The organism is Acinetobacter sp. 22512 (genome assembly GCF_052044755.1).
In the GTDB taxonomy this organism is placed as follows: domain Bacteria; phylum Pseudomonadota; class Gammaproteobacteria; order Pseudomonadales; family Moraxellaceae; genus Acinetobacter; species Acinetobacter pittii.
The window spans coordinates 46,254-59,171 of record NZ_JBQENP010000014.1; the positions used below are offsets into that span (position 1 = coordinate 46,254).

General features: G+C 41.0%; 13 protein-coding genes. 4 read left to right on the top strand and 9 right to left on the bottom strand.

Going from position 1 to position 12,918, the window contains the following annotated elements; all coding sequences use genetic code 11:
• Positions 1-69: 69 nt before the first annotated feature.
• Entirely contained in the window at positions 70-1,083 is a 1,014-nt protein-coding gene (locus ACTJJG_RS14505; RefSeq protein WP_002116978.1) for a magnesium and cobalt transport protein CorA, read from the top strand.
• Between the two features lie 72 nt (positions 1,084-1,155).
• On the opposite strand, the gene ACTJJG_RS14510 is transcribed toward ACTJJG_RS14505, so the two are convergent.
• The 9 genes from ACTJJG_RS14510 to dxs form a co-directional block, all read right to left on the bottom strand.
• On the bottom strand, positions 1,156-1,443 hold the full coding sequence (locus ACTJJG_RS14510) for an STAS domain-containing protein (RefSeq protein WP_005078357.1): 288 nt from the start codon (positions 1,441-1,443) through the stop codon (positions 1,156-1,158).
• A gap of 11 nt (positions 1,444-1,454) precedes the next feature.
• Complete coding sequence (locus tag ACTJJG_RS14515) at positions 1,455-2,096, bottom strand: MlaC/ttg2D family ABC transporter substrate-binding protein (protein WP_002116826.1); 642 nt, start codon at positions 2,094-2,096, stop codon at positions 1,455-1,457.
• A gap of 26 nt (positions 2,097-2,122) precedes the next feature.
• Positions 2,123-2,803, bottom strand: a complete 681-nt coding sequence (gene mlaD / locus ACTJJG_RS14520) for an outer membrane lipid asymmetry maintenance protein MlaD (protein ID WP_005067241.1) — start codon at positions 2,801-2,803, stop codon at positions 2,123-2,125.
• Positions 2,803-3,579, bottom strand: coding sequence for a lipid asymmetry maintenance ABC transporter permease subunit MlaE (gene mlaE / locus ACTJJG_RS14525; RefSeq protein ID WP_002117010.1), 777 nt, complete (start codon positions 3,577-3,579; stop codon positions 2,803-2,805). Before mlaE ends, mlaD begins: the two co-directional genes overlap by 1 nt.
• Positions 3,576-4,394, bottom strand: coding sequence for an ABC transporter ATP-binding protein (locus tag ACTJJG_RS14530; protein ID WP_002116999.1), 819 nt, complete (start codon positions 4,392-4,394; stop codon positions 3,576-3,578). The genes mlaE and ACTJJG_RS14530 overlap by 4 nt, the downstream gene beginning before the upstream one ends.
• A gap of 90 nt (positions 4,395-4,484) precedes the next feature.
• A complete protein-coding gene (locus ACTJJG_RS14535; protein ID WP_025465417.1) occupies positions 4,485-4,694 on the bottom strand; it encodes a hypothetical protein in 210 nt (69 codons plus the stop codon).
• Positions 4,695-4,800: 106 nt separating this feature from the next.
• A complete protein-coding gene (locus tag ACTJJG_RS14540) occupies positions 4,801-6,663 on the bottom strand; it encodes a DEAD/DEAH box helicase (protein ID WP_016143582.1) in 1,863 nt (620 codons plus the stop codon).
• 405 nt (positions 6,664-7,068) lie between these two features.
• The gene (locus ACTJJG_RS14545) at positions 7,069-7,899 is read right to left on the bottom strand and encodes an inositol monophosphatase family protein (protein WP_002117045.1); all 831 of its coding nucleotides are present in this window, start codon (positions 7,897-7,899) and stop codon (positions 7,069-7,071) included.
• 121 nt (positions 7,900-8,020) lie between these two features.
• Positions 8,021-9,925: a 1-deoxy-D-xylulose-5-phosphate synthase gene (dxs, locus tag ACTJJG_RS14550; protein ID WP_002117085.1), complete on the bottom strand. Its 1,905-nt coding sequence runs from the start codon at positions 9,923-9,925 to the stop codon at positions 8,021-8,023.
• Positions 9,926-10,228: 303 nt separating this feature from the next.
• Between dxs and ribA the strand changes: the two genes are divergently transcribed.
• From ribA to aroE, 3 genes are all read left to right on the top strand, one after another.
• On the top strand, positions 10,229-10,831 hold the full coding sequence (ribA, locus tag ACTJJG_RS14555) for a GTP cyclohydrolase II (protein ID WP_002116908.1): 603 nt from the start codon (positions 10,229-10,231) through the stop codon (positions 10,829-10,831).
• Between the two features lie 128 nt (positions 10,832-10,959).
• Positions 10,960-11,910 carry an oxygen-dependent coproporphyrinogen oxidase gene (gene hemF, locus ACTJJG_RS14560; protein WP_005078368.1) on the top strand — a complete coding sequence of 317 codons (951 nt, stop codon included), beginning with the start codon at positions 10,960-10,962 and terminating at the stop codon, positions 11,908-11,910.
• Positions 11,911-12,089: 179 nt separating this feature from the next.
• The gene (gene aroE / locus ACTJJG_RS14565; protein ID WP_005067230.1) at positions 12,090-12,878 is read left to right on the top strand and encodes a shikimate dehydrogenase; all 789 of its coding nucleotides are present in this window, start codon (positions 12,090-12,092) and stop codon (positions 12,876-12,878) included.
• Positions 12,879-12,918: the final 40 nt, after the last annotated feature.

The window sequence follows — 12,918 nt, forward strand, 5'->3', positions numbered from 1 at the left end:
TTTTTCGGCAAATCCTTGTCTAAAATACACCCATCCATTTCCATCAGACTGCGTGAGGAAAAAAGACACATGCTTGAAGCCTTTTATGCCACAGAACGCGGAAGTCTGGAAGATGCCACCATCAATGGTGGATTTGATCTACATCCCGAATTAGTCTGGCTTGATCTTATTGCACCCTCGCAAGAAGAGCAACAATGGGTATTAGATGCCTATGACCAAAATTTACCAACACTAAAGTCGCTTGAAGACATTTCATCTTCTGCACGATTTTACCGTGATGATGACGGTATTTTGCACATCAGTACTTATTTTTTAACGAAAAATAAAAATTATCAGGTGGATGGAGACGCTGAAGAGTCATCACATATGCTTGCCATGGTGCAAACCGTAGCTTTCATTTTACATAAAGACCGCCTCTTTACGATGCGTGGAGAAAAACTAGTTGCGTTTCGTGCCTTTCGTGCCCGTGCTCGCCGAAATGACTATGACATGGACTATAAAGATCCAACGTGGATTTTATTAGGCCTTCTTGAAGCAAAACTCGATGAGCTTGCGGATATCTTAGAAGATATCCACAAAGATTTAGAAAAATATTCCACCGAGGTTCTTAATAACCACCAACGTGAAAAAATTCTAGATCTCGATGACATGATTACACGCCTAGCTCAACAAGAAGACATGCTAGGGAAAGCGCAGCTTTGTCTCATTGATTTAAGACGTGTACTTACTTTCTTATCGCGTCCACGTGCATTAGGCAGTCATATTTATGATGCAGACATTCGAGAGCTCAGTGAAGATGTACGCTCACTGGTAGAACATGATGCGTTCTTATTCCAAAAAGTACGATTCTTACTTGATACGACGTCTGGATTCATTAACACAGAACAGAATGATACGATTCGTCGATTCTCGATCTTACCAAGTATGTTAGCTCCTCCGATGCTTATTGCCAGTATTTACGGTATGAACACAGACGTATTACCTTTTGCACATGGTACGACCAGTTTCTTCGTTGTTTTGCTGATTATTATGGGTTTCTTTATTGGGCCGATCATTTATTTCCGCTGGAAAAAATGGATCTAAGCTTTGTAATAAAATGCTAATTTCGAGCATAAAAAAGCACCTAAATATAGGTGCTTTTTTACATCAAAAACATCAGATCATTTGCAGATCATCCTGCAAATGACAGGCTTGAATGATCTTCAGCATTTTTTCAGGGACATTTTTAAAATGCAAACCAGTATTTTTTGGAGTCTCTCGTAACCATTGAACTAAAACAGCCAATGCCAAAGTACTACCATGCTCAAGCTCAGTTAAATCCACCACAAGTGGGAAGCTTTGCTGCTTCTTTATGATGGCCAAACCTGCTTGATACTGTTGTTCCGCATTTTCAAAATCAATTTTTCCCGAAACAACCAATTGTTGGTTGAGATACTGAACCACACGTCACCTACTTATTTCTTTTTGTTTTGATTAACAGCTGCGTCTGCATCAGGTTGGAACGTAGCAATTGCTTTATTTAAATCACCGCCATTGCGTTTCACTGTTGCAGCAAACTGATTACGGAACTGTAATCCTAGATCAATACCAGAAACATTGATATTACGGATTTTCCATTGAGTACCTTTGTCAGCCAACTGGAAAGAAACAGGAATTTTTTCACCATTGTGATTAAAGTCCAATGTCACTACAGGGTTTTTACCCGCAGTTGCCTTGTAAGGACGCATGGTATAGCTTTGATTTGTATATTTAGCAAATGCGCTACCGTAATTTTCAATTAATGTATTACGGAAGTTTGTTTCAAACTGAGCACGCTGTGCAGCTGTACTATACTGATTCGTCGCATAAGTACCCATCACAATACGAGTGAACGCTTGTGAATCAACATATGGGTCTAAGTTCTGACGTACAATTGATTTTACTAAAGCAGGATTGTTCTGCAACTTAGCATGATCTGCTTTTAAACGAGCGATCAAGCCATCAGCAACACGTTTGATAAAATCAGGTGGTGCTTCTGAAGGTGCAGCAAAAGCTGTACCTGCAATCATAGTAGACAAAAGACTTGCTGTCAGGGTTTGTTTAAACAACGTATTCACCTGGAACCACTCCTTCAAATAAACTTTTACTCAACAAATGACGGCTGTGCACTGCTGTCGGTACTTGCAGGAGCTTTTTCTTCTGCTGAGGATGAACCAGCGGCAACTTTACCTGCGCCACCACCAGTAATAAATTTACTAATTAAATCTTCTAAATCCATGGTTCCTTGGGTATTTGAAATTGTATCGCCACGTTTAAGATAGTTTAAACCACCACCTGGAACGACTTTCAAATATTTCTCACCCAACAAACCATTGGTTGCAACCATTATATAAGCATCTTCATCAATACTGGTGATGGAGGACATGTTACTGATCAGTTGCTGTTCCATTGCTTTTTGTTGCTCTGGAGAAGCCTGCGTATAATCAGAACTATAACGTAGTTCATCTAAAGCATTTTTTTGAACTTCTTTTAGCTGCTCAGCATTAAAGCTTGTCAATTTTCCATCTAAACCAAAGGTTACCGTAGCCAAACGCGTAACTGGATCAAGGGTAATTGAATCAACACGACCAATTGTGACACCGCTCATCGTTACTTTAGCACGAGGCTTTAAACCATTGACGTTATCAAACTGAGCCTTCATGGTATAACTATCATTTAAATTAGTACCAACAAGGCCACTAACTTTCATGGCTAAAAAGAACAAGGCAATACCGAAGATAATAACAAAGATACCTACGGCCAGCTCACTACTACGTGATTTCATTAAATCCCTCCGAACATGACCGCAGTCAACACGAAATCAAAACCTAAAACACATAATGAAGAATATACAACTGTTCTCGTCATTGCAGTTGCGATTCCTTCTGGAGTTGGATCACATGCATATCCTTGATATACCGCAATCCATGTACATAACAAAGCAAACACAATACTTTTGATAATGCCATTTACGACATCATGCCCAAATTGCACGTTGTTTTGCATACCGCTCCAGAATGAGCCTTCATCGACGCCAAGAAAATCGACACCTACCATTTTACCGCCCACAATACCAATCGCAGCAAAAATGACAGTTAGCATCGGTAAACTGACCACTCCCGCCCAAAGACGGGGTGATACGATTTGTTTTAATGGGTCAACCCCGATCATTTCCATGCTGGCAAGTTGTTCACTTTGCTTCATTGAACCAATTTCTGCTGTTAATGCAGAACCTGCTCGACCAGCAAATAATAACGCAGCAACCACAGGTGCCAATTCACGCAGCAATGTTAAAGACACCATTGTACCTAGCATTGATTCACTGCCGACGTTCACTAAAATTGAATATCCTTGTAAACCCAGTACCAAACCAATAAATAGGCCCGACACAGTGATAATTAACAAAGACATCACCCCTACCCGATGCATTTGGTAAATAAATCGTCCAAACCCACCAGATGAAGGAAAAGAAAAAACAATTTGTAAGAGCATTAGTGCCGCAACACCAATCCCTCGAATCCGCTCAATAACGAGTCTACCTAACCAGGCAATCGTATTCATGGACGAACCTCGTTATCTAAATAGGCTTGATGACTAAATTGGTATTCAACCGGTCCTTCTGCCGAACCTGTTAAGAATTGGCGCACAAATGGAGAAGCATATGCCTGTAATTCTTCTGGTGTTCCTTCCCCCTGAATTTTTCCTTCTGCTACTACATAAATGTAGTCAGCAATAGAAAGGGTTTCGGGAACGTCATGCGAAACAATAATTGTGGTTAAATCTAAAGCTTCTCGCAATGAACGAATTAAACGTGTCAACACGCCTTTTACAATAGGGTCTTGCCCTGCAAACGGTTCATCGTACATGATTAAATCAGGGTCAAGCGCGATCGCACGTGCTAAAGCAACACGACGGTTCATACCACCTGAGAGTTCTGTAGGCATTAATTGTTCAGAACCACGCAAGCCTACTGATTCCAGTTTTAATGCAACCAGTTCAGCAATTAGATTTTCAGGAAGCTTGGTATGTGCTCGAATCGGAAATGCCACATTTTCATAGACCGACATATCCGTAAATAAAGCACCACTCTGAAATAACATTCCCATACGTGCACGGGCTGAAAAAAGTTCCTGACGAGACATTTTTGCAATATCTTTACCGTCGAGCAAAACTTCGCCCTGATCAGGAACTAACTGTCCACCGATCAGACGTAATAATGTTGTTTTACCTGTACCAGAAGGTCCCATAATAGCCGTAATCTGGCCACGACGTATATTTAAACTAATATTGTCATAAATGACGCGTTCCCCTCGATTAAAACTCAAATTTTTCACTTCAATAAGTGGTTGAGTCGAGAGAGGAGTTTTATTATTCATAATGGCAATCGTTCCTGCACTTTTATGCACGCATACTATAACACTGAAAATTGGCAAACTTGTTGTTATTTTGACAAAAGCAAAGCTAACTTAGTTGGTAGAAATAGAAGAGGTATGTTCGTAAAAAGAGGTTAATTCAGAAATTTGAAACTGCTCAATAGAACTTCCAGTTATAAAAGCATAGGCAAAATAAACCCCATTACACAAAACAAGTGCAATAAAAAGATAAGGCAAGCCGTGCTGAACTAATAAGTTCTTCAACTGTGCCATTATTGTTTCTTTTCGTTTACTTCTACTCATTATTTAATAAAAAATTGAACTAATTCACACTTTGTTATTTTATAACAAAACTGAAAAATAAGAAAGGCCAGTATTTCTACCGGCCTTTCTTTAAACAAACTATTGATTAACGGTCGAATTTACGACGCGGTTTGTCATCAAAGCTACGACGTGGACGATCTTCACCACCGAAGCTACGTTTTGGACGATCTTCGCCACCAAACGCTGGACGCTCACCACGTGGTTTATCATCAAAGCTACGACGCGGTTTATCGTTAAAACCACCTTCGCGACGTGGACGATCTGAGTTGAACTCACGACGTGGACGATCTTCGCCACCAAATGATGGACGCTCGCCACGAGGTTTGTCATCAAAACTACGACGTGGACGATCTTCGCCACCGAAACTACGTTTTGGACGATCACCAAAACCATTTTCACGACGTGGTTTGTAATCTACGCGGTTACCACGGTTGTCATCATTTGAGTCAAAACGCGGTTTATCGTTGAACCCACCTTCACGACGCGGACGATCTGAGTTGAACTCACGACGTGGACGATCTTCAAAACCACCTTCACGACGTGGGCGATCTGAATTGAACTCGCGACGTGGACGATCTTCACCACCGAATGGACGTTCACCACGTGGTTTGTCATCAAAGCTACGACGTGGACGGTCATCACGACCACCTTCACGGCGTTTGAAGTTGCTTTCGCCTTCAAAACGACGACCACCGCCAAAACCGCCACCACGACGACCATCACGACCACCGTTGCCGCCACGACCACGACCACCGCCATCACGACCTGAACGAGCAGGAGGTGGAGATGGCTCTAAGCCTTCAATTTCAGAAACACTTAAACGTGCATCTAAATAGTCTTCAAGCGCACGGATTTTACCGCGTTCACGATAAGTCGCTAAAGTAATTGCTTGACCTGTACGACCAGCACGACCTGTACGACCAATACGGTGTACATAGTCTTCGTGTTTCATTGGTAAACCGAAGTTAATTACGTGAGAAATTGTCGGTACATCAAGACCACGTGCAGCAACGTCTGTCGCTACCAAGATTTTTGCACGACCTTCACGAATACTACGTAAACGACGGTTACGAACTGTTTGTGGCATTGCACCGTGAAGTGCAACTACAGAGTGACCTGCTTCTGCAAGTTCTTCAGCCAACATATCTGTATCTTCTTGAGTGCTCGCGAATACAACCGCTTGATCAAGAGTTTCATCAGCCAACCAGTGAGTCAGAAGTTTCTTCTTGTGTTCGAAACCATCAGTCCAGTGTAAAGTTTGGGTGATGTCAGTGTTTGTACTGTGACCTGTTTCAATTGCAATACGCTCAGGTTCATTCATCATGCGTTCAGCAAGACGAATAATACGGTCAGCGAAAGTTGCAGAGAACATTAATGTTTGACGACGGTTACCAGCTAAATCGCTGATCGCTTCTAAATCTTCAGAGAAGCCGAGATCTAACATGCGGTCAGCTTCGTCAACGATTAAAGCTTCAACTTTATCTAACTTTAATTGACGACGGTTTACTAAATCTAATAAACGACCTGGAGTCGCAACAATAACTTGCGCGCCTTTAAGCTGTTGGATTTGCTTACCAAAAGGCATACCACCCATGATTGCAGCAATACGAACACCTTTCATGTGACGTACGAAAGCAATCGCATCTTGGCTAACTTGTTGAGCCAATTCACGTGTTGGGCATAAAACTAAAATGTTAGGTTGGGTCACAGCTTTCATACGTTCTTTGAACGGAACAAAAGTTTCTTGACCAGCTAAATTATGTAATGTCGGTAATAAAAATGCCGCAGTTTTACCAGAACCAGTCTGGCTAGATACTAGAAGGTCTTTTCCTTCTAAAGCTGCAGGAATAGATTGTTCTTGCACAGGAGTCGGGGTAGTAAAACCTAAACCTTCAAGCGCTTGTTGTAAGGTTTCATGCAAAGAAAATTCGGCAAAAGTTTTGCTCATAGAGAGTTTCACCCTAGTGGGTGCTCCATTTTTAATAAATACAAAATAGACATCGGCACAAAGCGGCAAAGCAAAGTTAGCTGAAACGTTTTTTCAGCAGCAATCCGAGTAACGACGATGTGGACTAAACGCACGCTTGATTACGGCCGAACCTGAAGAATCGCTGAGCGATCGGGGCGCAAGAAATGGTCCTCTCTATGGACAGCGTGCGCTTACAATGAATAGAACAGAATGTTCAGGTAATGAACGGAAATTTAAGTGCGTGGGCGGATTATAGCAGAAAGAAATTAAAAGTCATGTGTTTTAATCAACTTTCTTCATATTTATTGAACTAACTAAAATTTACCAATTACTTAAAAAATAAAACCCTCTGATAATAGAGGGTTTTATTTATAAATAATTAAATTATTTTGCAGCTTGACCCCAAGCTGGAACTACAGTTTGCATTAAAGGTTTTAGCATTTTGAGTGAACTTGCAAGCACTTGACCGTTTTCAAGAGACTCATTACCACCACGTGCGTCAACCACTACACCGCCCGCTTCTTTAATAATAAGCTCACCAGCAGCGATATCCCATGGTTTTAAACCAAGTTCAAAGAAACCATCAAAACGACCAGCAGCAACATATGCTAAATCTAGAGCAGCTGAACCACCACGACGAATTTGTGCGCCTGCTTGAGTCACAGCTAATAACGAAGCAAAGTGTTGTTCTGCATAAGATACGATCTCACCAGCACGTTTAGCACGGTAAGGATGGCCTACTGCCAAGAATGTATTTTCTAAAGTATCTTTTACATTTACACGGATACGGCGTTGGTTCATAACTGCACCGCGACCGCGACTTGCAGAGAATAATTCGTCACGTACTGGGTCGTAGATTACGCCGTGTTGAGTAACGCCTTTATGCTGAACTGCAATAGAAATACAGAAATGAGGGAAACCATTAATAAAGTTTTGCGTGCCATCAAGCGGGTCGATTACCCAGCACCAGTCTGCATCGTGGCCTTTGCCTTCTTGCAAACCGAACTCTTCACCTAAGAAGCTATGGTTTTTATAACTTTTACGTAATGTATCAATCGTCAATTGTTCCAAATAACGATCTACACGTGTTACTGGGCCATCAATGCCTTTCTCTTCAACTTGCAAATCGAGTTTATGACGATTTTGATGCGCTTTTAAAAGCTCTTGACCAACTGTTTGAGCCGCACGCGCAGCCATAACCACCATAGGTTCCATTGAACACCCACTACAATACAAATTTGAAGATTTTGACAAAGAATAATGCATAAAAGCGCATACATTTTAGCAAATGAATGCGCTTTATGGGAAAAAATGTTTCAAAAATTTTATTAAAGGCTTAAACCACTTGATTTAGCTTAAGCCAAGCTCGTTCAATTGAGCTCAAAATACCTTTAGCATCTAGCCCACAGTCTTGCAGCATTTGACCATGTGACGCTTGCTGCAAGAACAAATCTGGCAGACCTAAATTAATGATAGGTTTAACAATTTGTTCTTGTGCCATGAACTCATTTACTGCACTGCCTGCACCACCCATAATTGCGTGTTCTTCAACAGTTACAAATAATTGTGTATGTTCAGCCAAATCACGAATAATTTTTTCATCAAGTGGTTTCACAAAACGCATATTTACAACACGCACACCAACATCATGTTTTTGTGCAAACTGCTCAGCAGCTTCTATGGCAACCATAACGCGACTACCAAACGCTAAAATCGTAATCTGCTCATCACAAGCAGATTTAATTTCAGCAACTACTTCTGCCTTACCTAACTCAATAGCAGTTAGCTCTTGCTGAATTTCAACGCCTACCCCAGCACCGCGAGGATAACGTACTGCTGCTGGTCCATTATAAGCATAAGCGGTATGTAGCATTTGACGGCATTCATTTTCATCTTTTGGTGCCATGATGACCATGTTCGGAACTGTACGCATATATGCATAGTCATATGCACCTGCGTGAGTTGGTCCATCTTCACCCACCAAACCAGCACGATCAATCCCGAAAGTTACATCAAGATTTTGTAATGCGACATCATGAATAAGTTGATCATAACCACGTTGCAAAAATGTTGAATAAATCGCAACAACAGGTTTTAAACCTTCACACGCCATTCCCGCTGCAAGTGTTACTGCATGCTGTTCGGCAATTGCAACATCGAAGAAACGTTTTGGAAATTCTTTAGCAAACTTAACCATGCCCGAGCCTTCACACATGGCCGGGGTAATCGCTAATAAACGTTCATCCTGTGCAGCTTCGTCACACAACCATTGACCAAATACATCAGAATATTTTGGCGGTGTTTTACCTGCTGAAGTCGCATTAATTTTGCCAATTGCATGATAGGTAATTGGGTCAGCTTCTGCCGGAGTAAAACCTTTACCTTTTTTAGTATAGACGTGGACTAAGCGTGGACCTTTACGTTTTTTCAAAGCATTAAATACTTGAACGAGTTGATTTACATCATGTCCGTCGAAAGGACCGAAGTAATCAAAACCAATCGCTTTAAATAAATTATCGGCCGCATCTGTTGCCGATTGATGTAAACGAGAGTTGTACGTCCATTTCGGATGTGGCTGTACATACGCCTCGCCATGTTCATCGACATTAACTAAATGGCCTTTTTCCCAAATTGCAGCTAAATGCTTAGCAAAACCACCTGTACTGCAAGAAATCGACATGTCATTGTCATTAAGTACAACAATTAAATCGGCATCGTGTGCCACAGCATCGTTCATGGCTTCAAATGCCATACCTGCTGTCATTGCGCCATCACCCACAATACAAACGACTTCACATGGGTCATTTTGATAGCGACGTGCTAAAGACATTCCTAAACCTGCTGAAATTGCAGTTGATGAATGCCCTACACCAAAAGTATCAAAAACTGATTCTTCTCTAGCTGGAAATGCTGCTAAACCGTTCTTAGCACGGATTGTTGTCATTTGCTCACGGCGACCAGTCAAGACTTTGTGTGGATACGCCTGATGTCCTACATCCCAAACTAATCGGTCATTTGGAGTATTAAAGCAATAATGCAGCGCAACCGTCAGCTCAACCACGCCGAGGTTAGCACCGAAATGGCCACCACTCTGGCCTGCTGCATATAAAATATATTGACGCAACTCATCAGCCACTTGAACCAATTGGCTATGCTCGAGCTGACGTAATTGTTGAGGATGATCAATTGCATCTAACAATGGCGTAACAGGGCGTTGAGTTGGAATTTCGGTATACAACATATGTGGCAAAGCCTTTATAAGCCTGGCAAATCCTAAGCTGGGTCAAAATGGGTCGATCATACAATCGAATGAAGTCACCTTCAATCAGCCACATTTGCGAACGAGGTCATGCAAAGCAGTCTCTCATACAGTATGGGTATGGTTGGCAGATTATCCTGAATAATCTGACTATTTATCAACTATTATCGTCTTCTTTATACAAAAAAGAAAACCTTAGTGCTCAAAATGATTATGACAATTCGACCAATCTCCCAGCATTACGCTATACTTTAAACCGTTTTCGGTTAAAAGATGAGTTAATCTGTGCCTATAGAGTTCATTGCAACATCAAAACTCCCGACCGCTTTTGGTGAATTCAATATTTCTGTGTTTCAAGATCCAGTATCAGGTGAAGAACATGTGGCACTTTCTAAAGGGTTAGAAAATCCACCCACAGGCCCTGTTTTAGTACGTGTTCATTCAGAATGCTTAACAGGTGATGCTTTTGCGTCATTAAAATGTGACTGCGGCCCTCAATTACAGGCAACTCAAAAGCTCATTAACGAAGCAGGTCAAGGCGTTATTTTATATTTACGTCAAGAAGGACGTGGTATTGGGCTTACAAATAAAATTCGTGCGTATGCCTTACAAGATCAAGGTCACGACACTGTAGATGCAAATTTACTTTTAAATTTACCTGCTGATGCACGCCGTTATGACATGTGTAGCATTATGCTTGATCATTTAAAAGTAAAAGAAGTTAAGTTAATTACTAACAATCCTTTGAAAATTCAGGCACTCAAGGATCAAGGTATAAATGTGGTTGGTCGTGTTCCGTTAACGGTTGGACGTAATCCTTTTAATGAACAATATTTAAAAACTAAACGTGAACGCATGGATCACCTTTATCAAAAAGATGATTTCTAAAACAAAATTATAAATTTAAAAATGATTGGGAGGGATTTTTAAGACATTTCTTAAAAATCCCTTACTTTTTTTATGGTTTTGTGTTTTGATGTATCTATCTCCTATCTCAATCATCTTTGAGGGTCACTATGCAGCATCCGACTTCAACAGATATTCAACGTGTCCGCGAATTTCTCCTCGATTTACAAGCTCGTATTTGTGCTGGTTTAGAACAACAAGAAAAAGCTGGCGGTGGTACGGGTGAATTCATTATTGATGATTGGGAACGTCCAGAAGGTGGTGGCGGTCGTTCACGAGTTTTACAAAATGGCACCGTGATTGAAAAAGGTGGTGTGATGTTTTCTCACATCAACATTAGTAAACTGCCCGCTTCTGCTACAGAAAGACATCCTCAAATTGCTGGTGCTAAAGCACAAGCGCTTGGTGTGTCATTAGTGATTCACCCTAAAAACCCGAATATTCCAACCTCCCATGCAAATGTACGTTTATTTGTTGCAGAGCCTGAAGGACAAGATCCGATTTGGTGGTTTGGTGGCGGTTTTGACTTAACACCGTTCTATCCAGATGAACAGGATGTTATCAATTGGCATCAAGCCGCACATGACCTATGCCAGCCTTTTGGTGACAATGTCTATGCTGAACATAAAAAATGGTGTGATGATTACTTCTATCTAAAACATCGAGATGAACAGCGTGGTGTCGGTGGTTTATTCTTTGATGATTTAAATTGCTGGGATTTCGAAACCTGCTTTAAATATATTCAAGCTGTAGGTAATGGTTATTTAAATGCCATTTTGCCAATTTTCGAAAAACATCGTGAACAGCCTTATACCGAAGCTCAACGAGAGTTCCAGCTTTACCGTCGTGGTCGCTATGTCGAATATAATTTAGTCTATGACCGCGGAACATTGTTTGGCTTACAAACAGGTGGACGTATTGAGTCTATTTTAGTCAGCCTGCCTAATCTTGCAGCTTGGTCATATCGTCCAGAATGGGATGAAGACTCACCAGAGAAACGTTTAACCGACTATTACTTAAAACCACGTGATTGGTTAAACCTAAAAGAAAAAGTTGCTTAATTTTTTGCTTTTTGGAGATTCTTTGGCTTCCACCCTAAAGAATCTCCTTTTTTATTTTCAATTTTTTGAATCTCATTCAAATATTTTTTCTTATTAAAATTTGGCTTATAGTGAGGCCTGCTGAAAATTCAGTACAGACCTTATCTGCCTCATGCCATTTTAAAATTTTGGATATAAGAATGACCAAACAGTTTGCAGTAATTGGCAACCCCATCGAACAATCACGCTCTCCTGAATTGCATCATGCTTTCGCTCAAAAAACAGGTATTGGCCTAGACTACCAAAAACGTCTTGCCCCTCTTGATGGTTTTGAGCCGAGTATGCGTAGTTTCTTTGAAAATGGCGGGAGTGGCATGAACGTTACCGTGCCGTTTAAAGAACAGGCATTTGCTTTGTGTGATGTGCTGACTGAACGTGCTCAAATTGCCAAAGCTGTAAATACACTTTGGATGGAAGATGGCAAATTGCATGGTGACAATACAGATGGCCAAGGCTTAGTTGCCGCAATTCAAGCTTTAGATTGGAACTTAGAAAATACAGCTATTTTAATTTTAGGGGCTGGTGGTGCAACTCGTGGTGTTATTTACCCGCTTGTTCAGGCTGGTGCTAAAAAGATTGTGATTGCAAACCGAACTCTTGCTCGTGCTGAACAACTTGTAGATGACCTAAAAGCGGCAGTTCCTCAAGCTCAATTACAAGCAATTTCTTTAAATGAGTTAGAAGGGAAATTTGATATTGTAATTAATGCAACTTCTGCAAGCCTGTCTGGTGATGCATTACAACTACCTGAAAGTCTAGAGTTCAAATATGCCTATGAGATGGCCTATGGCAAGCCATCTAGCTTTCTTGATCAAGCGAAACAACGCAATGTGCCTTATGCAGAAGGTTTTGGCATGCTAGTTGGCCAAGCCATTGAAGCCTTCTATATCTGGAATGGCGTAAAGCCAGAATTAAAAGATTTTCTATAAGTCAAAAAAAGAACCTACACGAAGTAGGTTCTTTTTTATT